The sequence below is a fragment of the Nostoc sp. C052 genome, assembly GCF_013393905.1.
Lineage (GTDB): Bacteria > Cyanobacteriota > Cyanobacteriia > Cyanobacteriales > Nostocaceae > Nostoc.
Genome location: NZ_CP040272.1, coordinates 1,767,190 through 1,789,610, shown reverse-complemented (window position 1 = coordinate 1,789,610; position 22,421 = coordinate 1,767,190). Strand labels below are relative to the sequence as shown.

21 protein-coding genes, 1 tRNA gene and 1 pseudogene are annotated in these 22,421 nt (G+C 42.3%); 14 read left to right on the top strand and 9 right to left on the bottom strand.

Features of this window, described 5'->3' with window-relative positions; all coding sequences use genetic code 11:
• Nucleotides 1–175: 175 nt before the first annotated feature.
• The 5 genes from pgl (at nucleotide 176) to rnhA (ending at nucleotide 4,187) form a co-directional block, all read left to right on the top strand.
• Nucleotides 176–898 carry a 6-phosphogluconolactonase gene (gene pgl, locus FD723_RS07165; RefSeq protein ID WP_179064700.1) on the top strand — a complete coding sequence of 241 codons (723 nt, stop codon included), beginning with the start codon at nucleotides 176–178 and terminating at the stop codon, nucleotides 896–898.
• Nucleotides 899–1,125: 227 nt separating this feature from the next.
• Nucleotides 1,126–1,998 carry an FHA domain-containing protein gene (locus tag FD723_RS07160; RefSeq protein WP_179064699.1) on the top strand — a complete coding sequence of 291 codons (873 nt, stop codon included), beginning with the start codon at nucleotides 1,126–1,128 and terminating at the stop codon, nucleotides 1,996–1,998.
• Between the two features lie 62 nt (nucleotides 1,999–2,060).
• Nucleotides 2,061–2,207: a hypothetical protein gene (locus tag FD723_RS07155; RefSeq protein ID WP_179064698.1), complete on the top strand. Its 147-nt coding sequence runs from the start codon at nucleotides 2,061–2,063 to the stop codon at nucleotides 2,205–2,207.
• 143 nt (nucleotides 2,208–2,350) lie between these two features.
• A complete protein-coding gene (locus FD723_RS07150) occupies nucleotides 2,351–3,094 on the top strand; it encodes a M50 family metallopeptidase (protein ID WP_179064697.1) in 744 nt (247 codons plus the stop codon).
• A gap of 184 nt (nucleotides 3,095–3,278) precedes the next feature.
• On the top strand, nucleotides 3,279–4,187 hold the full coding sequence (rnhA, locus tag FD723_RS07145; protein WP_179064696.1) for a ribonuclease HI: 909 nt from the start codon (nucleotides 3,279–3,281) through the stop codon (nucleotides 4,185–4,187).
• Between the two features lie 338 nt (nucleotides 4,188–4,525).
• On the opposite strand, the gene cruG is transcribed toward rnhA, so the two are convergent.
• Complete coding sequence (gene cruG / locus FD723_RS07140) at nucleotides 4,526–5,722, bottom strand: 2'-O-glycosyltransferase CruG (protein ID WP_179064695.1); 1,197 nt, start codon at nucleotides 5,720–5,722, stop codon at nucleotides 4,526–4,528.
• A 142-nt stretch (nucleotides 5,723–5,864) separates the two neighbouring features.
• Nucleotides 5,865–6,773, bottom strand: coding sequence for a gamma-carotene 1'-hydroxylase CruF (cruF, locus tag FD723_RS07135; RefSeq protein WP_179064694.1), 909 nt, complete (start codon nucleotides 6,771–6,773; stop codon nucleotides 5,865–5,867).
• Between the two features lie 410 nt (nucleotides 6,774–7,183).
• Between cruF and FD723_RS42550 the strand changes: the two genes are divergently transcribed.
• Complete coding sequence (locus FD723_RS42550) at nucleotides 7,184–7,633, top strand: hypothetical protein (RefSeq protein WP_256875105.1); 450 nt, start codon at nucleotides 7,184–7,186, stop codon at nucleotides 7,631–7,633.
• A 180-nt stretch (nucleotides 7,634–7,813) separates the two neighbouring features.
• Here FD723_RS42550 and FD723_RS07130 read toward each other — a convergent pair whose 3' ends face one another.
• The gene (locus FD723_RS07130) at nucleotides 7,814–8,587 is read right to left on the bottom strand and encodes an ABC transporter permease (RefSeq protein ID WP_179064693.1); all 774 of its coding nucleotides are present in this window, start codon (nucleotides 8,585–8,587) and stop codon (nucleotides 7,814–7,816) included.
• A gap of 758 nt (nucleotides 8,588–9,345) precedes the next feature.
• Between FD723_RS07130 and FD723_RS07125 the strand changes: the two genes are divergently transcribed.
• The 6 genes and pseudogenes from FD723_RS07125 to FD723_RS07100 all read left to right on the top strand — a co-directional run.
• Nucleotides 9,346–9,648: a hypothetical protein gene (locus FD723_RS07125; RefSeq protein WP_306297014.1), complete on the top strand. Its 303-nt coding sequence runs from the start codon at nucleotides 9,346–9,348 to the stop codon at nucleotides 9,646–9,648.
• 832 nt (nucleotides 9,649–10,480) lie between these two features.
• Nucleotides 10,481–11,884, top strand: a complete 1,404-nt coding sequence (locus FD723_RS07120) for a hypothetical protein (RefSeq protein ID WP_179064691.1) — start codon at nucleotides 10,481–10,483, stop codon at nucleotides 11,882–11,884.
• 641 nt (nucleotides 11,885–12,525) lie between these two features.
• Nucleotides 12,526–14,724: a hypothetical protein gene (locus FD723_RS07115; protein ID WP_179064690.1), complete on the top strand. Its 2,199-nt coding sequence runs from the start codon at nucleotides 12,526–12,528 to the stop codon at nucleotides 14,722–14,724.
• Between the two features lie 181 nt (nucleotides 14,725–14,905).
• A complete protein-coding gene (locus FD723_RS07110) occupies nucleotides 14,906–15,097 on the top strand; it encodes a hypothetical protein (RefSeq protein ID WP_179064689.1) in 192 nt (63 codons plus the stop codon).
• Nucleotides 15,098–15,186: 89 nt separating this feature from the next.
• A complete protein-coding gene (locus tag FD723_RS07105) occupies nucleotides 15,187–16,323 on the top strand; it encodes an AI-2E family transporter (protein ID WP_179069065.1) in 1,137 nt (378 codons plus the stop codon).
• Between the two features lie 326 nt (nucleotides 16,324–16,649).
• Nucleotides 16,650–17,202: pseudogene (locus FD723_RS07100) on the top strand (acyl-CoA desaturase); the annotation flags it as partial.
• A 90-nt stretch (nucleotides 17,203–17,292) separates the two neighbouring features.
• Here the strand turns inward: FD723_RS07100 and FD723_RS07095 are convergent.
• Complete coding sequence (locus FD723_RS07095) at nucleotides 17,293–18,303, bottom strand: ferritin-like protein (protein ID WP_179064688.1); 1,011 nt, start codon at nucleotides 18,301–18,303, stop codon at nucleotides 17,293–17,295.
• Between the two features lie 114 nt (nucleotides 18,304–18,417).
• Between FD723_RS07095 and FD723_RS07090 the strand changes: the two genes are divergently transcribed.
• A complete protein-coding gene (locus FD723_RS07090; protein WP_179064687.1) occupies nucleotides 18,418–18,561 on the top strand; it encodes a hypothetical protein in 144 nt (47 codons plus the stop codon).
• Nucleotides 18,562–18,773: 212 nt separating this feature from the next.
• On the opposite strand, the gene FD723_RS07085 is transcribed toward FD723_RS07090, so the two are convergent.
• From FD723_RS07085 to FD723_RS07070, 4 genes are all read right to left on the bottom strand, one after another.
• Nucleotides 18,774–18,847: transfer RNA gene (locus tag FD723_RS07085), tRNA-Pro, on the bottom strand.
• A gap of 50 nt (nucleotides 18,848–18,897) precedes the next feature.
• Nucleotides 18,898–19,263 (bottom strand): DUF1818 family protein, encoded by a 366-nt coding sequence (locus tag FD723_RS07080; protein WP_179064686.1) that lies wholly within the window; start codon nucleotides 19,261–19,263, stop codon nucleotides 18,898–18,900.
• A 55-nt stretch (nucleotides 19,264–19,318) separates the two neighbouring features.
• Complete coding sequence (locus FD723_RS07075) at nucleotides 19,319–19,966, bottom strand: hypothetical protein (RefSeq protein WP_256875104.1); 648 nt, start codon at nucleotides 19,964–19,966, stop codon at nucleotides 19,319–19,321.
• Nucleotides 19,967–20,034: 68 nt separating this feature from the next.
• Entirely contained in the window at nucleotides 20,035–20,271 is a 237-nt protein-coding gene (locus FD723_RS07070) for a DNA-directed RNA polymerase subunit omega (protein WP_179064685.1), read from the bottom strand.
• 150 nt (nucleotides 20,272–20,421) lie between these two features.
• On the opposite strand from FD723_RS07070, the gene FD723_RS07065 reads away from it, so the two are divergent.
• Nucleotides 20,422–20,841 (top strand): fasciclin domain-containing protein, encoded by a 420-nt coding sequence (locus tag FD723_RS07065; RefSeq protein WP_179064684.1) that lies wholly within the window; start codon nucleotides 20,422–20,424, stop codon nucleotides 20,839–20,841.
• A 99-nt stretch (nucleotides 20,842–20,940) separates the two neighbouring features.
• Here the strand turns inward: FD723_RS07065 and FD723_RS07060 are convergent, their stop codons facing one another.
• Nucleotides 20,941–22,407 carry a glycoside hydrolase family 13 protein gene (locus tag FD723_RS07060; protein WP_179064683.1) on the bottom strand — a complete coding sequence of 489 codons (1,467 nt, stop codon included), beginning with the start codon at nucleotides 22,405–22,407 and terminating at the stop codon, nucleotides 20,941–20,943.
• Nucleotides 22,408–22,421 lie beyond the last annotated feature (14 nt).

Here is a 22,421-nt window from a genome sequence, read left to right as displayed (position 1 = left end):
GGTTAGTAGTTAGTACGACTGACGACTGACAACTTAGGGTTGAAGGTGATAATGAGCATCTACATTTTTCTAGCCTACTTATATGGACTATGTTAAATATTTCAAAAGTTAAAAAGGGGGATTGTAATAAGTTCGGTATGGTATTGCTGGAAGCCAGCAATATGATGATGAAGCCATGAACAAAACCATTGAAGTTCTACCGGATCAGCCGGCGCTGGTTGCACGAGCGCTAAAATTAATTCTGTCTAAGCTAGAAACTGCCATTGAGCAGCGTGGGCAGTTTACCATCGCCTTGTCTGGTGGCAGTACACCTAAACCGTTATACGAAGCGATCGCTACTCAAAAATTACCTTGGGATAAAATTCATATATTCTGGGGAGATGAGCGCTACGTACCACCAGATCACCCCGATAGCAATGAACTGATGACGCGTCGTGCATGGCTAGATCGTGTTGATATCCCAGCAGCTAACATTCACCCCGTATCGACTTTAGAAGCCAATCCAGAGCTAGCTGCTGCCAAGTATGAACAACATCTCAAAGAATTTTTCAATTCTCCTGGGGTTGAGTTTCCCGCGTTGGATGTAGTATTACTAGGAATGGGTGATGATGCACATACTGCATCTTTGTTTCCCCACACAGAGGCTCTCAAAGTACGCGATCGCCTAGTTACTGTCGGTAACAAAGACGGAAACCCCAGGATCACTTTCACCTACCCCTTCATCAACTCTGCTCGCAGCGTAATTTTTCTGGTTGCTGGTGCTAATAAACGACCAGCTTTAGCGCAAATCTTTGCACCTGTGGCCGATGATTTCACTTACCCATCCCGCTTAATTCGGCCCCAAGGAGAACTTTGGTGGCTGCTGGATGCAGCAGCAGGTTTGGAAATCCAACAATAATTGGGTATTGGGTATTGGGGACTGGGCAATAATCAATAGTTTTTCTTTCCCTGCTCCCCTGCCTCCTCTGCTCCCTTCCCCCTTCCCCCTGCCCCCTTGCCCCCTGCGTAACAGTGTCCAATTCATTGTTTCATTAGCAGTAATTGCTAGAATCTAAAGTTAGGGCCGCCCTCTGCTTGCCAGTCCTACCTATATTTATGATGATCTTGAACAAAGGCTAAATATCGATGATCGTCTGCCCTAATTGCAATCATCCCAACCCTGATGGTGCTGTCCAATGTGAAGCTTGTTATACACCGTTACCCGCGACTACTAATTGTCCCAGTTGTGGGGCAACTGTGCAGGCAGATGCTGCATTTTGCGGTCAGTGTGGCTATAACCTTCACTCAGCAGGAGTTCCACATGTTCATACAGCAGTAGCTACAACAGTCACTCCAGATATTTCTGTGGAAGTACCGCCGTTAGTACCACCCGATCCACTGCTAGAACTTTTACAACCAAATGCTTTGGGAATCGACGAATCTACTAACTCCCGTCCCCCCGAATCATCTTTACCACCAACAGAGGTAGCAGTTCCCCCAGAACCAGCGCCACAGATACCTGTTACACCAACCAGCCCGCCAGAACCAGCGCCAACCATCGCGATTCAACCTGTAGTTTCTGTACAAAGTATTCCTACTCCACCACCTTTGGAACCAGAACCGACCTCTGAAGCCGAAGTATCCCCGCCACCAGCAACAACTGCAACTGCTGCTAGAACGCAATTGCAGCAGGTTACAGCGCGGTTAATCCACGTTCAAAGCGATCGCTTAATTGAATTGCCGCAAAATCTCTCTGTGGTTCATATCGGTAAACCCAATGACCGGATTCCCCCTGATATAGATGTTTCAGGATTTACTAATTCAGAAATTGTCTCGCGGATTCATGCAGATATTCGCGTCGAGGGAGATGCTCACTATGTAGAGGATGTGGGAAGTTCTAATGGCACTTATATTAATAATTTGCCACTTTTACCAGGCAACCGTCATCGCTTGCGACCAGGCGATCGCATCAGCTTAGGTAAAGGAGACTTGATGACATTTCTCTTTCAACTTGCTTAACTGATTTTCGCTCAATTGTGATATCAGTCTAAGTATTTTCCGCCTATCCTCCAGCATCGCTTGTGGAGGAGAAACAAATAAACTGCATCAGACAAGCGACGGATGGCTATGTTGTTCTTGATAGCGCCATAGTTTACAGCCGTCGCTTCGATGTGCGAATTGTTGCATTCCTCAGCAACTCTAATACTTCAATAATTACATTAGGATAGATGAAAATACGCCGTCAATTTTAAATTTTGGATTTTAGATTGAAGGAATAATCTAAAATCCAAAATTGAATGCCCCACGAATTAATCGGGGGAATAATCTAAAATCTAAAATCTAAAATCTAAAATCTAAAATCAAGTGTCCTATGAGGGAATCAAGTAAAAATTTTGAAACCTTACTTACCAAAGAAGCCCCGCCAGTTGTTGAACGTATGGGACTTACCTGGCTAGTTGCCGCAGCGATCGCAACTGCTTTATTGTGGCAAATACCAGGAGGTGACTATATCTTATACCCATTTACCATTCTGGCAACTTGGTTTCATGAAATGGGTCACGGCTTAATGGCACTGCTATTAGGGGGACAGTTCCAGAAATTGCAGATTTTTAGCAATGGTTCCGGTGTTGCAACTTATGGCATCCGGTCGTTATTGGGGCCAATTGGCCCGGCAATAATTGCAGCCGCAGGGCCAATGGGGCCACCTATTGCTGGTGCAGCTTTGATTCTGGCTTCCCGCAGTTTTACAGCAGCTTCCTTGAGTTTAAAAATATTAGGGAGTTTTCTGCTATTTTCGACATTAATTTGGGTGCGTTCCTGGTTTGGATTGGTGGCAATTCCCTTGCTGGGTTTAATAATCTTAGGTATCGCCCTGAAAGCACCTCGTTGGGCGCAAGGTTTTGCTATTCAATTTCTGGGTGTACAAGCTTGTGTAAGTACGTACCATCAACTTGATTATCTATTTAGTAGTTCTGCTGGCCCCCTTGGAATTTCTGATACAGCGCAAATGCAGCGATATTTGCTTTTACCTTACTGGTTTTGGGGCGGATTAATGGCGATCGCATCTTTGATGATTTTAATCCAAAGTCTCCGCCTTGCCTATCGTTCGGAGTGAACGTAAAGAAGCACTACAAAAAAACGCAATTGAATATCAGTTTTAGAGATTGCTATTTGGGCAAGCGATTCTAGAACTAAAGGAAAAGTTTATCAGTATAATAACCTGGATATTATTAACAAAATGCCGCTAATAACTCTTTCCTTAGCGTCCTTAGCGTCCTTCGCGGTTCGATACCCAAACCATGCCCACCCAACCCAAAATTCAAAGTATATACACCGATGGTGCTTGCACTGGTAATCCTGGCCCTGGCGGTTGGGGTGTAGTCATCTACTTCAGCGATGGCTCAATCCACGAAATAGGCGATGCATCCCCTCATACCACTAATAATAAAATGGAGATGCAGGCTGCGATCGCTGCACTTCAATTCCTGCAAACATCTCAACAAGCAGAACCCATCACCCTTCATACCGATAGCGAATACCTGATTAACTGCGTTACCAAGTGGGTGAAAGGCTGGAAAAAGAAAGGCTGGAAAAAATCAGATGGTAAACCCGTCCAAAACCAAGACCTTTTAGAAATCTTAGATGAACTCAATACCCAACAGGTAAAATGGCAACACGTCCGGGGACATTCTGGTAACATAGGTAACGAACGTTGTGATGCGATCGCTCGCACCTATGCAAGTGGCAAAACCCCTTCCCTACAACAATTATCTTCTACAGATTTTTATAAATCTTTACCTTCCACAAATGAACTAAATGTAGCAAAAGTAGCTGATTATGAAAAAAACTCTAGAATAATTAACCAAAGTCCGCAAAAAATCAGTACTTCTGCACCAGAAATAACCGTTATGGAACCATCAACTGGGCCAACTGCGGCCGTAACCGATGAAAAACCGCCAGAAATGAGGGTTTCGCAACTCCGCAGCTTGGTCGAAACTCTGCGTATAGCTGACGAAATTTCTGAAAAAGGATACTTAATCACCAGTTCTGAGTTAGCAGACTTGATGGATGTCCATGCCAGTGCTGTCACCAGTCGTGGAGATCAATGGCGCTGGCGAAACTGGATAGTGTCACGGGTACGCCGTGAAGGAAATCAAATTCTTTGGGAGTTGGAACGCGGGGATCAAGTAGGAGGTGAAGAGGAGTAGGGGGCAGGGCATTCGTGAGAGGTTAAGACGAAATCATTTTTGTCAATTAGTAACTCTGCGGAAAATTTGCTAAAAAAGTGAGTATTAAATAAAGCTTTCTACTGAATTTGGATGCAAGAACGAATGATCCTTTTAAATATGACGCGATCGCTAGCCCAAAAATTCTGTTGATTAGCCCCATTTTCCCCCAAATTTTAAGTACTATTGCTTATTGACAAAAGCTCTATAACCTTAACCTCTCACCGATGGGGGCAGGGAGACAAGGGAGACAAGGGAGAGAGAAGAGTTTTCCCCTCCGCACCCCGCCCCTCTGCCTCTTTTCAATGCCCAATGCCCCGCTATATATACTTGCGTCCTCGCCACTCGCGCGGCGTGTGGAATGCAGATAAGAAGATTCGCAGTACAGCTAAGGGATCGGCAAAAGGGGAAAGCCAGAACAACCAGCCGCCTTTAGCGCTTGTGCGATCGTAGGAAGGTGCGATCGCTATCAGCATAGCAAAGCGAATTACCAGCAGGAATAAATTTAGTCCCAGCAGCAGGAGTGGGGGAGTGGGCGAATGTGAGAGTGGGGGAGAAATCAACAAAAAAGTGAGAATAATTAACAGGGGTAGACCTTGAACAGATGTGAGTAGCCATAAATCTCCCCACAACTGAGAACTAGAAGTCGCATCCTTAAGATCGAGACTCCGCCCCCATTCCTTCCACGTCTCCATTGCCCCTTCATACATCCTTACCTTTAGCACCTTTGCGCCGTCTAAAAAGCCTACCTTATACCCTTGAGCAGCAATATTTCGTGCCAAGGTAACATCATCACAAAAAGAACTCTTCGCACTGCTATAACCACCTACAGCCGCTAAAACGGAGCGACGACACAAAAAACATTGCCCATTTGCCATTACCCTTTCTGGCTGCTCTGTATTGACCCCCGCTGGATCAAATCGGTAAAGTAGAGTCATCAACAAAGCCGGTTGTAGCCAGCACTCCCCAGGATATTTGAGGATGAATTGGGGTGAAAGGGAAACAAGGTCATAGCCTTGTGCTTCGGCTGTCTTCACTAAACCAGCCACTAAACCAGGATGTGGTTGGATATCAGCATCCAACCCCAGAAACCACTGACTCGCTTCTGAGCTATATAGAAAACCGTTATGCAAAGCCCAAGGTCGCCCCACCCAACCAGAGGGTAAGGGATCATCTGTCATCAGGCGAAAGCGCGGATCTTTCTGCTGTGAGGTTTTTACCAAGTCAGGAGTACCATCACTTGACTTACTGTCTACAACCATAATTTCCCGAACTTCATAGCTTTGCTGACTTAAACCAGCCAACAGAGGGCTAATGCGAAGTGCCTCGTTGAGTGTAGGAACAACTACGCTAACCTTACCCAAAAGCTCAGGTGTTGGCTGTTGGGGTTCTATTGGAGGATGCCGTCTTGGCCCCTTTAATAGGCGCGAAAACAGAATCGCCGTTGCTGGTAATTGGATAAGTAGCAAAAAAAGGGAAATAGCGCTTTCTACTATCAAAGCGGTGTTATTATTCATTATTCATTGGGCATTGGTCGTGGGGCATTGGTCGTGGGGCATTGAAAAGAGGCAGAGGGGGGGTGCAGAAGAGAAAACTCTTCTCCCTTGCTCCCTGCTCCCTTGCTTCTTCCCGCTCCCCAGTCCCCAATCCCAAATAGACTTATTTCAAGGCAACTTCAACCTTGGCTACTGATACTTCTTTGGTTACTGGTTCAAAAGTAACTTCAGTTAGTGTGGTTGAACTCCTGAACCACAGCGCTACGGCAGGAGTTACACCTAGCAATAAACCGAGTAACACAGGGATAGAGAACCCAGCTGCCAAGCTAAGACCGGCAGCGAAGCCAAAGTTAGTTAAATAAACTACTAAGGGCAGATTAAGTTGCGATCGCTCTAATTTAATCGAGGTATTTCTCCACAATAATCCTGCCACACTCATAAACAGGGCGCTAGTACCAAACCAACCTGCATAGTTCTGGTAAGGTGTCCCAAAAAAAGCTCCTGGTTCTTCCCAATACCAGAAGGGCAAAGAAGATTGACTCATAGCTGGCTCAAGGGCAAAGTCCCAGCAAGTGAAGAGTAAAGCACCAACAGCTATCGCAGCAATATGGCGTCCCCAACTGGGTTTTTGAGCCACTTTCAAACCAGTTCTAGCAATTAAGTAAGACGACAGCCCAACATAGAACCAAGATAAAGGAATTGTGAAAGGAACTAGCCCCCCAATTTTATAACCCAAACCACTCAAGTAACTATAATCACCAAATGGAAATCCTGTACTAGTTCCCAGTAGTTCACTCCCCAAGGAGATAAACACAGCCGGCAACATAAATGCTAGCCAAGTTCCTAATCCCAACGTCCGGTAAGCATAAATAGAGACAGCTATTGTCCCCAAGATGATATCCACGACACCACCGCCAGCCATACTTAACTCTATGGCAGTTTCTCCAACCTGCGATGAGTTTAAAATTATTTCGGCATTAGGTACGACCAGTAGCATCCCTACTAGTCCAAAGGCTTTTGACACGATATGACCAATGAGGCATACGCGTTCAGCAATAACAAGTTGTCTCATGATAATTCCTTAAACAAGATGTGACACGCGGCTACTCGGCTGCTAACAGTTTACAAATCTTTAACAACATATTTAACTACTTTGTACCGCAATTATCGACAAACTTGTTTGGCTTTCTTGGGAAGAGCATAACAGCCTATTGATTGAAGCTATAAGAAAATATGATGATAGACTTACCAGTTTAAGCTATATAACCAAAATCTACATAATTTCATCTGCAAAAACTTCTGGTTTCTTGTCTCATTGATACCCACATCCTGAAAAACTCCTTTTATACTGGGATATCCTTGAGGAAGGACAGCCATCATAAACTGAGCAAGCCCTCAAGCAAAATCAAGTCTTGAGTTACTACACTTAGTTATTGTTAGTTATCGAATAAAATCTTGACCCTGTACTAGGAATATTAACCCATGTCAATTTTGAAAAGAGTTCCTTGGGTCTCCCTGGCGCTAGTACTGCTTAGTTATAGTACTTTGGGCTGGGTAATATCTGAAACTCGTGCCCCTCTATTTGTGTGGGTGGTAACTGTAGTTGCTATCTTGCTTTTAATCGTAACCTTGACCGCTCCTTGGCCGAAGATGACATACTATTACAGTATTTTACTTAAATCAAATACCAGGACTTTCGGTGTTGCCGTCTTAGCAGCTTTTTTATTTTTTATCATGATTGCCTGGTTTCGGGTATTTCTTGATACCTTACTCATCATTTCAGCGACTATATTAGTCAGGATAGACTTTCAAAGAGCCGGTCTTAGGGAAGGGTTAGCCTTTTCCACTGCGTCTATCTTTTCATTGGGAGGTTTAGCTTTGGGTGGGCTAATTTATAAGTTAATATATTCCCACATTTCCCTAACGTCATGAAGTCTACCCAAAAAAGCTAGCGATATCTGCTGCGGGCTGTGCCAACGATTCAGAATCAGTATTACTTTTGAACCTCACACGATCTTGAGTCGTGTGAGGTTCAATATTTTGGTTGGGGTCTGAATCCACGTACTTATCTTAAGAGACTCCGATCCCCAATTCCCAGTTCAATACTTAGGTTCAAAATGCAGGCTGTTCAAACAGCAACAGAGAGAGGAAAAAATCCATGATAAAAATTGACACCCAACTAGTAACAACTGCTTTTGTTGCCGATTCTCCTACTTCTTTTGCTCCCCCTCTAGTAGTTAAACCCCAACTACAGCCAATGACAGCAACCAGTACTCCAAAAATAAACCCTTTTAGTAAAATAATAAACAAATCTGACGGCTGTAAAAAATTTCTGACTGATTCTAAAAATGTTTCGGGAATAATTTGGTAAAACTGTGAGGCGGCAAAAATTCCACCGATAATGCCTGTAACTAAAGCTAAAATCGTCATCAAAGGCACCATCAAACAACAAGCAATTACTCTAGGAAGTACTAGATAATCAATTGGATCAGTTTTGAGCATATAAAGTGCATCAATTTGCTCGGTAACTCGCATTGCACCTATTTCTGCTGCAAAAGCAGAACCTACTTGTCCTGCCATAATACTAGCGGTCAAAATTGGAGCTAATTCTCTACAAAAAGCTAAGGCAAAAGCACCTCCCACTGCATCGACAGCCCCAAATCTGACTAATTCCCTCGCCGTCTGAATAGTAAAAATCATTCCGGCAAAACCACTGACAAGAAGAACTGGATAGATAGAACCTGGCCCAGCAGTCACGAGATGTTGCAGAATTTTACGATAGTATGTTTTTCCTTGGAGTAAATGTAGCCACACCTGACCAAAGAGCAGTATTGCTGCAAAACAGCGTGTAATCCAAGATTGCTCAAAATTTCTTTTTGGTTGCAATTTTATAGTCCTTACGACTGACTTTTTTTGCACATTCTGTTATTTCAACTTTCCAAACTAAGACTACAGATATAAACGGCGAAAACCTAGCTAGGTGTAATCTGACTTTCTCAATTACGTAGATGCACAAAATGTGGCTTCCCGTTCGCGTAGCGTCTCCTGTAGGAGAAGGATATTACGAATTGGTATTAGGGTATGGTACATGAACAGATGCACTAGATGTCTACCCTCAAAGTAGAGGAGGTGTTTGAGCATGGTTCAATTTAGCTTAGTAAACTTGAGCGAAAAATAGCATTTATGGTAGTATCAGCCTTTTTGCTAGTGCTTGCCATATTTTTTGTGCTAGGGAACATACAATCTCTGGTCTATCAAATTAGGAAAAATCCTAAGGGCACAGCATTGCTCATAGGTGTCAACTTAAGCTGGAAATAGCTTATCTGTTAGCTTCCATATCCGCCCGGACATAAATAAATGAGTAATACTTAATAAGTAATGAGTATTACTTATTACTTCAAAAATAAATTTTCGGGCTAATAGCTTAAGTCTACTGAAGTAGACTGGAGATTTTTGGCGATATTTAGTCATCTTCAGATGACTTTAGCTATGAGACGGGAATTTCAATTCCCGGCGGACAAGCGGTTTCACGTTAAGTTGACACTAATGAGCATTGCTATGCCCCTACCCCGTGGTCTATTTACCTGAAAATAGCTGTAATTAAATAATTTTTTATGGACAGAATTAGATACATAATATTTTTTGTGTTACTATTACTACAATTTTCCTCCGTAGTACATCCGGCTTTTGCAGATGTATGCCGCAATTACGATGTCTACGATGGGCTACGACTACACCACCAAATTTGCATTCTCAGTATCAGCCGAAGTGCAAAAAATTATTGGGAATACAAGGCAGCCATTAGTGTAGATGGAGTAAAAAGACCTACCGAGGTTTACAATTGCCGTGAGCGATTCAAGGTTCAACAGGGTGGAACTGTTTTGCCCTTTGAGCAAAAAGGCCCTGGTGAGATGATATGTAGCTTTTTTAATTCTTCTCGGCGGTAAACACACGCCAGATAATGAAGACGGTAAAACCTAGATAAGCAAATACTGTTAGCCATTCTTGCCAGGCACTAAATGCATTGTTCATCAGCAAAAGCCGGAAAATTAATATTTTTCAATCCTACATGCTGATGTGACCAGTTGGTTGCTGTATTTTAGGAGATAAAATAAGGGTAGTCAAAAATTCTTAGCTAATTTTCCGGAATCGATCGCAACTGGGTGGTAGTACATATCAGAGCATCGATATTATACTGAACTTCTATAACAAACCTTCGGGGAATATATCCCCATTATTTCCGCCCAAAACCCGGTCTTCATGACCGGGTTTTGATTTTGCTTCTATTTTAAGTTTTATTAACTAGTGGTCTGTCCCAAAAGTTTTGAGAGGTTAGTGGTGTTCAGATCCCCGACTTCTTGAAGAAGTCGGGGATCTAGCGAACAGACTCAAAGACTACTGTCGTAAATATTAAGCAAAGAAGAATCAGCCCACACCGGAAAATAACCAAATATAAAACAAAGAGTAGTAGACTCATCGCAATATGTGAACTTCCAAAAATCGCTGATATAAGGTAAGCGATCGCTAGACCAAATAATCCCAGTGCAAAATATTTAAGGAACCGGGAAGTCAAACGAAATAAAAAGCTGTGACGATTCGTATCCATATTTTCCTCCTGATAAATTAATAAAAAACAACAGGGTTGACGTGGCACTTTTTAGCACCATATCAACCCTGCTTCGGCAAAACAGCCTTATGGGAGAATAATTTATACCTCTTTTCAGAAACTTTTAAGGGATTTTATCGGTCTGATTCTCCAAATTCTGCAAAAATCAACCAATGTCATCTTCTGCTCAAGGTATTCCCGGATTACCTGATTTGACGCATCCAATTGAGCTTGTCCAATTTGGAACCCAAGCGCTCAAAGCTTCGCTTTTATTAGTATTTTTGATTGTAGCTTTAGGAATTGCGATCGCACTGATCAGTTTTTCTCTGCGTCGCAGCCAACCAGAACAAGTAATATTCATCGGTGAATGGGCGATTCGTTATTCCCAACTTTTACAGGGATTACAGCATTTAACTCTAATATTAGTTTTATTAGTACCGGGATTTTTTCTCTGTTCAACTTTGAGCAATCGTTACCACTACTGGGAACAAGCAAGGGTGGCTCAAGTAGCTGAAAGTGTCGCAGGTGAAAAACTCGAACAATTTGCGCCTCAAGTCCGCTACTCGATTCAAGAGCCATACTCATATAACACTCAAGTCGGTGGCAAAATAGTCAAGGTAAACGAGACACGAGAAATTAACCGCTTTTTAACGTTGGCGGGTTCGCAAATTCAAGTCAAGCTTGACCAAAGTGTAGATGTTCCAGGTCGCAGTTCAATTTATCAGGCAAACTACACTGCTGATTATAAAGTAATTAACCAACTCAAGGATATTAATAATTTTTTCTTTGAAGCACCGCCACCCAACGGCTACACGCTGCTTGCTAGCTACAAAGTTGAGCGTGACAGTACTAGGTTACAACAAACCAATCCGGGAGACTATGGCTTTCCCTTTCGGCTGCAACCAGGTGAAGAAACCACCTTTCGAGTTACCTATCAGGCTCAAGGAGGGCCGCGCTGGGTTTATAACGCCGCAGGACAGTTGCTTTCTAATTTTAGCCTCACAGCAATTGCTAACTTTGCTCCCGCTGATTTTGCTAGTGGTGTTGTACCGAATGAGATTAAAGTTAACGGACGCAGTACGCAATTTACTTGGAAATTTGACGATAATGTTTCAGTCAAAAATCCATTTGGAGTGTTTACTAACACCGAACCTATCCGTCATACGGGGGTAATTCCGCGTCTTTTATTGCTAGCACCAGCAATATTTTTGTGGTGGATATTGTTGTTATATTTATCACTACCAATGAGTTTCAGAAATATTGCGATCGCTGCTAGTATTTTCTTTGCTTGTCTATTGACTTTGACTTATCTAGCCCGTGTTATCAATCCTCAGTTAGCTTGGACTTTAATTTCCATTATTTTGCTAATTTTAACATGGGGATTGGGAGCTAGCCGCAGAGCTTCTCTGGCTGCGATCGTCGCCACTATTGCTGGAGCAGTATTACCTATTTTTGGATTATTAGTACCGTTTAGCGGACTAACCCTTAGTTTAGCGGGTTTGCTTTCAGCCGTTTGGCTGGCAGTTCGTCACTGGTATGGCTGGTACAGTTTGCACCCAGAAGACCAAAGATTGTAGACTCAGAAAAATGCTTCATATTAGGTTATTCCGCTATGATTAGCGAAGTTTGAATTAACACTATTTATGGATAACGATTTACTGGCTTTCTTTGTAGGTACTGGGTTCCTGATTCTCTATCTTATCTTCTCAGCATTAACTGAAATGGGGACTAAATTGCCTTGGAAGAAATAAGTACAGATAGATAAGAATGGGGAAATAAATTTGTTTTTGTGGCTCTACATGACCTTGAGTTCTTTAAAGTACAAAGAGCCTTTGTAAAAAAGCCTTACTTACATCGAACCTAGAAGCTATTTTTCAAGCTTGATGTATCGCCTTGAGAGTAAGCTTTCATATACCTGGTTGATGCACTAACGTCCAGTCTTCTCTATCTACCTACAATCTGCTGTATATTCTTTAAACAAAGTAAAATATTATTCTTTAACGATGATTTGATCTCCTTTGATTGAAGAATTCATCTATCTTGAGAAATATTTTTAACTTAACTTTTAAATACATATTTGACATATTAATGACAGAACATTGACATAAATATAAATAAAAAGGTGTGAGTTAATAAAATAATCTACTTACATTCATCACAATTAAGTCAAAAAAATAACTAGCTTAATTGTCAATATTTAAATAAAAAGAAAAGATTAATGTCTACATTTACCGTCGCTAATACCAATAACAGTGGTGCAGGTTCACTGCGGCAGGCAGTTCTAAATGCCAATGCTCTTTCAGGAAAAGATATCATCAATTTTGCTGGACTATTTAATGATGGGCTGGCTCATACGATTAATTTGACTGGTAGTGGTCTGAGCATCACAGACAACCTGACCATTCAAGGTACAAATCCGAGCAAACTAACTATTAAGGATGATAGTGCTGCTCGTATTTTTGACATTGCTAGTGGCGTAACAGCTGCAATCAACGGGCTGACTATTACCAATACATACGATAGCGCAAGAGGAGGCGGTGCGATCTCCAATGAAGGCGTTCTTACCTTGAGCAATAGCATCATCACTGGTAACACTGTAAATAGTAACGCAACAGATAATGACGGAAATATTGCCAGCGAAGGGGGTGCTATTTACAACACTGGCACTCTGACAGTGGACTACAGCAGCATTACTGGCAACACAGTAGACAACAACGTAAGAAATAGTGACGGAAACATTGTCAGAAACATTGTCAGCGAAGGCGGTGGCATTTTCAATGAAGGAAGCCTCATAGTGAACCACACCACTATTAGTTATAATAATCATAATAATTCCAATGACTATAGTAGGGGTGGCGGCGTCTACAGCTATGGCACTATAACCCTGAATGACAGTACCATCACTGGCAATACAGCAGGATATGGTGGCGGCGTCTACAGCTATGGCACTATAACCCTGAATGACAGTACCATCACTGGCAATACAGCAGGATATGATGGTGGTGGTATCTATCAACACGGTAATAGCAACCTATTAGTAAATAACAGCACTATCAGTGCTAACAAAGCTACTTACCAAGGCGGCGGCATTTATGATGAAGGCGTTTATCCTGTTGGGAGTGGGACTATAACTGTGAATAACAGCCTCATCAATGCCAATAGCGGCGGCGGCATTTACGATCGAAGCAGCCTGATCGTGAATAACAGCACTATTAGTAGCAACACAACAGACGGAGATGGCGGTGGGATCAATGTTGCTTCAGACGATATAGCTCTTGTAATAAAAATAAAAAATAGCGCCATCATTAATAACACAGCGCTTGATGGCGGCGGCATCTCCACTATTAACGACCTAATAGTGAGTAACAGCATCATCAGTGGCAACAAAGCCACTTCCCAAGGCGGCGGCATCTATGATCATCACGACGACGGCGGCCACGTAGTTGGTTATGGTATATACGCCACTGGAAATATAACCGTGACTAACAGCCAGATTAATGACAACTCGACAGGGGCACAGGGCTATGGCGGCGGTATTTCTAATGTCGTTGACTTGAGTCCTTCTGCAATCTCCGCCACTATAACCGTGAGTCATAGCACCATTAATGGTAATAACAGCTACTATGGAGGCGGCATCTACAATCTTGGCATCCTATCAGTGAATAATAGCACCATCAGTCACAACACGGGAATCCAAGGTGGCGGTATCTATAATTATGGCTATTTCTCTTTAGGCTACCGTGAACCAGATGTCCTACAGTATGGTGTCTTTAATATTACCAGTGGCAATATCACTGATAATAATGCATCAGATGGAGGCGGCATCTACAATAATGGCATCCTATCAGTGAGTAACAGCACTATTAGTCATAATTATGCCACTAACCACGGCGGTGGCATCTATAATTCTAGCTCTAATGGGAACCCTTACCCCAACATTAAATTTGGTGTTGTTACTGTTAGTAATAGCAACATCATTTACAATACAGCAGGGTCAGCCGGCGGTGGCATCTACAATGATAAGGACACAAACTTTGGCTCATCTATTTTTTACCCAGGTGGCGGTAGGTTAGCTTATATACTAAATGGCTTAGGCATCATAACCGTAAACCATAGCACCATTAGTGGCAATCAGGCACACTTTGGCGGTGGCATCTACAATGATGGCATCTTAACAGTAGGCAACAGCATTATCAGGCGCAATAAAGCTTTCGGGATCGAACTCAGTTCTGGTGGAGAAGAGTCTGGCAAGGGTGGCGGAATTTACAACTCTAACTTTAGCTATGCCACGGCCACATTAGACTACAGCACCGTAGCTTGTAACCTTGAGACACCCGAAGAGGATTCAAATAAGTTTATCAAGCTTGATAATCTTGTAGGTAAATTCATCACCAAAGGTTCAGTCGTGAGAGTTTAAAACGATATTCTTTTTGTCAAGTCTTAGCTTTATGACAGTTGCATAGCAAAGAGAAGCAATCGCAAACTCTATACTTTGCGATTGCTTCTCTTCATTTCATTACGATCGCAAGTTTATTGTAAAAACTGGAGGTACAGCGCCAATTTGTATGTACCATAAAAATTTGTATTGCTTTGCTCCTATGGAAAATCAACTAGGATTTGTTCTGAAACTGCTTTTACTCTCGGCTTTATTATCGGTATTAATTAAGTATGCAGGGCCAAGTCTATCAATTCCGGCGACAGCAACCAACGCGCTAATTATAGTATTGTTACCGATTGTAATAATAGCGATCGCGCTCCTGTGGCGATTCCAAGCACAGAAAGAAAATTAGCTCAAACCATCGACTACAAGTTCCTAAAATCAGTTAACCTAGCTGAATTACCAGAAAATTGCATCTTGCTAACCCTTGGGAGTCAGCCTGTGAAACTTGGTCAATGGATCGGCTTAATCGCCATAGTTCTTTCTTTATACATCCTGTGGCAAATTCGGGAAGTGCTTTTGCTAATGTTTGCCGCTGTTGTGTTAGCCACTACTTTAAATCGGCTAGCAAAACGCTTCCAAAGCTTTGGGATCAGACGTGGATTCGCTGTACTCTTAGCGGTGGCTATCTTTTTTGCAGGTATAGTGGGTTTTTTCTGGCTAATTGTGCCACCATTTGCACAGCAATTTCAAGAATTAACCAATCAGGTTCCTAAAGGGTTTGAGCGCTTTAATGATTGGCTTGATGCCCTGAGAACTCGGATTCCTAACCAATTAGTTACTTACATTCCAGATATCAATAGCCTCATTCAACAAGCACAGCCCTTCGTCAATCGGGTGCTAGGAAACTCCTTCGCTTTTGTATCTGGTTCTTTGGAAGTTGTTCTCAAGATTTTGCTAGTCTTGGTTTTAACAGGAATGATATTAGCCGATCCCCTCGCTTATCGCAAAGTATTTGTGCAGCTTTTCCCCTCATTTTATCGGCGGCGGGTAGATGGAATTTTAGATAAATGTGAAGTCTCTTTAGAAGGATGGATTACAGGCGCTTTTATTGCCATTTGTGTCGTAGGGGTGATGAGTTTTGTTGGCTTATTAATTTTGGGTGTAAAAGCAGCAGTAGCTTTAGCAGTTTTAGCTGGATTTTTCAATTTGATTCCCAACCTTGGCCCAACCATGAGCGTCATCCCAGCAATGGCGATCGCCTTCTTGGATGAACCTTGGAAAGCTGTCGCAGTCTTGATTGTTTACTTTATTATTCAACAGATTGAGAGTAATTTCATCACGCCTGTTGTGATGGCGCATCAAGTCTCATTGCTACCTGCTATAACTTTAATTGCCCAACTATTTTTCGTCACTTTCTTTGGCTTTCTAGGGTTATTTCTGGCGTTACCTCTGACTGTTGTCGCAAAAATTTGGCTGCAAGAAGTGTTAATTAAAGATGTTTTGGATCAATGGGGAAATGATCGCCTACAAGAGACTGAGTTTGTAATAGTTTCTGAATCTCCTGGAGCAAATGATAATTGGACAACAGAAAGTCTTGATATTAATCATGAGCAACCAATTGATGATGATAATTAGGTGAATCTAATTAAACATTTTACTATCACTCATGCTTGCTTTCACCCCTGGTTTTAACAGTGTTGTCTTTTTTACTTGCTTGTCATACCAATCATCTACTATGAAAAAGATTGTTGTGATTAATGTTCCAAAGTTTATGCTAGTCATGGGGAAAGTCTGAGTTGAAAAGCTGGTAATTTTCATCTTCTTACTTCTCCCGCCGTAAGGATTCAGGTCTAATATTGAGGAAGTAAAGAAGGGCGAGACAGAGAGTTACTAGAATCAGCAATTAGAGCCTGTGCAAAAAAATCAATGACAGACCTACCTTGACGGCGACAAGTCTGCACCATCGTTTGCATCATACTCATACTGAAGACGAATCCCTACTCTGCCCGTAGAGGTTTTTGGTGGAGTCACATGCTTTGGATTTTTTATCCCCGTCCAGAATTCTTCGATTATGAGCGCTATCAGCGATTTGCTCCCGATTTAGTGCGAGATCCTTTTTATCGTTGGCTCAATCGCTACTTTCTATCGCTGCAAATTCCAGTTGCATTGTTGCTTTATGCACTTGGCGGTTGGTCATTCATTATTTATGGTGTATTTTTGAGAACTGTGATTCTCTGGCATACGACTTGGTTTATCAATTCAGTCACTCATCTATGGGGATATCGTAGCTTTGCCTGCAATGATAATTCTCGTAATCTTTGGTGGGCAGCGATTCTCACCTATGGAGAAGGATGGCATAATAATCATCATGCCTATCCTCACGTAGCCAAATGTGGTTGGCGCTGGTGGGAAATTGATATGACTTGGTGGGTAATTGGATTGTTGAAAACAGTCAGTTTGGCAAAAGATGTGAACTTACCACCTGCTCAAGCAATGAAAGCTGGAGATTTGTAGATTCAATAGAGTCTCGCCTGCCCGTAGTCAAGGGCGGACAAGATGTCCGCCCCACAAGATTGGATAATTTATTTGTTGGAAATCTTTTACCTAAACATTGATGAGAAAATCTGGGCCATAATTACCACTACCATCAGGTAATGGAATTTGCATGAGTTGAATAGCAGATGTTTTCAACTCAAACATATTATTAATTGCACTGCCAAGTATGTCTTCATTGCCATTAATCCAAGCAGATTCAAGCTCATCTAAGACTAATTTAAAAATATTGTTAAAGGTATCTAATAGCTGCTGAACTTCTGGAGATGGATTACTCCAACCACCTTGAGGAACCTTTGCCATTGGATATGTATCAGGGAATGGAACAACATCACCTGCATATTTCCAGACATCATCAACTTTAATCAATTTCCGACCATGAGAAATTTCATCGAATTTATAATAATGAGCTAGTTCAGTGCCAAATTCGTCTGAATCTGGTGATAAAGGAGTTCCTTCTCCTTGCACTTTGATTTCGTTAATTGCTTTTTCTACATCAGCAAGTGTCTTAATTTTGTATAGGTTATGGTTTGGCCCAAAACCTGTAGCTAGCTGATTAGTCTCAGTTAGATTAGGTTGCAATTCTTTAAATGCTTCAAGAATTGCATCGTAGAAAGCACCAATAGTAGGAAAAGTTTCACCTAAAAAGAAAGCAATCGGCCCATTTTCAGGATATTCAATTTGCTTGCAAACTTCATCTAAATAAGTCTGACTCAGACCTGCCAAATATACAGTCAACTCAGGTCGTACACCTCCTGGTAAGTGACTTGGATAAGTTGGTAAAACCGTGCTGATTTTTGGTTTTCCCCCAATAGCCGTCAACATATTAGCGACTAATCCCATGTGAAGCATTTCTTCAATTAGGACAGTACGAATCAATTTAGCAGCAGGTGAGTTCAAATCTTTAATAGATAACCAAGCAGAAAGATATGGTGGTAAAGTAGCTAACTCCAGTTCTACTGCTGCATTTAAACTATCTTTGAGCCAGTCAATATCTCTTTTTGCACTTTCAGTTTGTAAAAGTTCTGCAATTGAAGCATTCTTAATTTTTGTAAAACTCATAAGTGTTCCTTGACTACTTGTTGCGAAAAATCAGCTAATATACGCAATTTGCCGTATATTCTCGCTACAGAATAGCTTTATATTGAGCCATGACAGTTCAGTGATAACACTGATATGCTCTTAGAAGAAAGTCAAGATTTGTTGAGAAATACTAATTCCATCGCAGAGGTTGCGATCGCTCTGTCGTACTTTTGCATTATTCAGTCAGGTAATTTTCTATCCAGTTACAGCCAAATGGCAGGAAGAAAAGCCGAATAACCCTTTGTTATAATTTTCGGGTTAGCGATCGCATTAAAAACATCATTCGTTCTTGCCTGAAAATTCAGTATAATGACTTATTTAATACATCTCTGAATTAAAAAGACACGATAAATCGTGGTGCAGACTACATAGTTATTTTTTCAGATAAAAATCCATGAAAAAACCTGCTAATCATTTTGCAAAAACTAGCAGGTATGGCTTATCATCAATCGGAGCGGCGGGATTCGAACCCACGACCTCCACTACCCCAAAGTGGCGCGCTACCAAGCTGCGCTACGCCCCGGTCAGAATTACTATCATATAACAAAATTCTAGGATAATCAAGAGGCAAATTTAAAAAACCTTAAGCATCCCAGTCGCTTGCAGTAAATCGGGAACAGCAGAAGCACTCCATTTACCTTCTACACATCGCCCTGTATTCAAGATGAAGCGCAGACTGTAATCATAAGGATATCCTTCTACCTCCATCCATAATAAATCGCTTTCGGCTTCACAAGCAATTTTTTCCTCTTCCATTAACTCATCTGCAAGTTGTTTCATGGTGTCTGCTAGCTGTGCTAGTAGACGGCAAAAATCATTCAACTCGGCTTCGGTTAACTCAATTGCCCAATCATCTGTACCGACTAAACCTTTAAACTCAGGTGTGTCGGGGTTCCAGCCAATACGCCAACCTGATCCAGTTTTAATCACGCGTTCCATAGTTTAATTTTTGAAACGCAGAGGTACGCAAAGGAAAATTTTTGACTCTGGGTGGTCATTTCAGTAGTTCGGCCCCTCCTCCTTGCGGTGGCTGTGGGGGTGTGGATGTAGCTGGACTGGTTGTGGTGTTGGGATTAGGGGGTACGGTATTTTGGGAAGTGGGGTTAAATATATTAACTAAGACTTGTACTAAGGCATCTCGCTGGCTGCGGGTAAGATTGGTGATGGCTTTGCGATCGCCTTCTATGGGATTTTCTCGTAGTGAATCATTCCCTGGATAACTGGCATCATACATAATTTCATTGGCACCCAGGTAATCAGCTAAAGTCAGCTTCCAATCCAAGCGATAAATTGGGGCGCGACCTTTAGTATAAATATGATATCTAATTAGGCGATTTGCTAAGGTGTTGTTTTCGGCAACCTTCCCGTTTTCTTTGCTGATATATTTATTTTCTAGTGGGAAATCTGGCAACTGCTGATATACTTGCTGCCAAACATCGCTAGGGGTGATTCTCTGAGCGTATGCTGGTTGGATACCAAGTAAATTTGTCTGTATTGATTTGCCCGCCCCTAAACTTAAAACAATTACACCCACTACTATGAAGGCAAGTAGTAGTTGTGTTAGCGGATAGCTAGGGTTTAGCGAGTGCTGAATTCCGAGTTTTGAGAAGATTGATTTAGGTAAAAGTTTTTTCTTTTTCATAGAACGATATTTTGGGCGTTGCTGAGTGAAAATTTTAGAACTCAGAATTCAGCACTCAGCACTCAATCTTATAGTTCGCCGATAATTTCTGGCTGAGTCAATTCATCGGACATTTCGATAATTGCCCTTAGCACTGGCTTCATGATTGCATCTTCGTTACTTTCAAAGTCTTCGTAACGCCGACGTTTAGCACGATTTGCCACCTGAACCGTAATACGATAACGATTTGAGGCTGCACTAATTAGATCCTCAGCACGGTGCATAATCTGAGATTGAGTTGTCTCGAACTTAGAACGCTTTAGCATAATCAGTGGTTCTTGGGGTCATTCTCCAGTGTAACAGTAGTAAATCAGTCTGCTGCTGTCTGTTTAATCGCCAGCAACCTCTCTGTTGATAGAAGCTAAAAGTATTTTAATCACTTATAAGTAACTTGTAGTATAAGATAACGCACCCTCATGGCTGACCTTGTGGAAACTGCGATCGCCGCAGGTAATTTCAATACCCTAATAAAGGCTGCTGAAGCTGTAAATTTCATAGAAACTTTGAAAAGCCCTGGTTCTTTCACACTCTTTGCACCAACTGACGAAGCTTTTGCTAATCTGCCAGAGGGAACTTTAGATTTGTTATTACAAGATATTCCCAAGCTCCAGAAAATTGTGGCGTATCATATCGCTAGTGGAGATGTCAGGTCTGATGATTTGCTAGAGATTAATGAAGCAGAGACGCTTGAGGGGTCTATTGTAGCCATTGAATCTGCCGACGGTAAATTTAAGGTGAATAACGCCAATGTCCTCAAAACAGATATTCTGACAGACAATGGCGTAATCCATATTATTGATACGGTGTTGATACCTGCAATAGTGGCAGGGAAGTAAGGGCAGAGGGACAGAGAGGCAGAGGGGCAGAGGGGAAAGACCTACTACAACTTCTCCCCAGCTCCCCTGCTCCCCTGCTTCATCCCCAGTCCCCAGTCCCTACTCCCCAATCCCCAGAATGCACCCACTACGTTCGGGAACAGTCAATGACAACCGCTGAGTTTCTCCATCACCATTCCACTCAATTTCAGCAGTGCCATATAACAACTTGTTGGGTTGAGTACGCAAACTGGGGACATCTGCATTCGCTGTTGCCGAACTTGTGCCAGCGTTGACGGCAATTAGCAATTCCTCTGTACCCAAAGTTCGCGCAAAGATATAAAGTTGTCCTTGAGCATGGAGAACTTGGTAATCACCTGTACGCAAGGCTGGGTAAGTTTGACGTAGGGCAATTAATTGACGGTGAATATTGAAAATTTCTTGATTCCATTTACTCTCTAAAGGAAAACCACGACGCGAGTCGGGATCTATGCCACCAGGTAAACCAACTTCATCACCATAGTAGATGCTAGGCGCACCGGGAAAGGTGAGTAGTAGTAGAGTTGATAATTCTACGCTGGCTATATCGCCACCTGCAATAGTCATCAATCGGGCTGTATCGTGACTTGCAAGTAAATTGAGTTGAGTTAGCTGAATTTCCCAAGGGTAAAGTTGCAGTACTTCTTGGATTTTGGTGGCGTACTCAGCAGCAAATAAGGGTGGATAGGGTTGATAGTCGCGGCTTTGGACTTGTTCTAAGACTACGCGATCGCCTGCTGCAAAGGCAATTGTCGGCCCAGCAAATAGATAATTCATCACGCCGTCAAATTGTGTCCCATCCAACCACTGGCGGGAATCTCCCCACACTTCGCCCACAATATAAGCTTCGGGATTGATGGCTTTGACGCGATCGCGAAATTCCTGCCAAAAGCCAGGAGTTTCTATTTCAAATGGTACATCCAACCGCCAACCATCGATGCCTAATTTAATCCAATATTCGGCAATCTCCATAATGTATTCCCGCACTTCTGGATTGTCGTGGTTAAATTGTGGTAAAGCGCGATTTCCCACCCAACTCACGTAGTTAGCAGGCAATTCCCCGTTGTAAGGTGCTAGAGGCCAGCCTTCAATTTTGAACCAATTTACCCAAGGCGAATGGGGGCCATTTTCTAAAACGTCGTGGAAAAAGAAAAAGCCACGGCTGGAATGGTTAAATACCCCATCCAGAACAACTTTGATATTCCGTTGATGGGCTGCGTCTAGCAATTCCTTAAAAGCCTCGTTGCCCCCTAACATCGGGTCAACTTGGTAATAATCGTGGGTATGATAGCGATGATTGCTGGCGGATTGAAAAATAGGTGTGAAGTAAATCGCGTTAATTCCCAAATCCTGGATGTAGTCTAATTCCTCCAAGATGCCCCATAAATCACCGCCTTTATAACCTTGAAGGGTTGGTATAGCATCCCAATCTTCCCAACGGGCTTCGTGTAACAACCGTTTGCGCGGCTGTTTGCTTCTGGCAAAGCGGTCTGGGAAAATTTGGTAGAAAACAGCGTGTTTTACCCAGTCTGGTGTTTGAATTTGCATGAAAAACTCTTTGT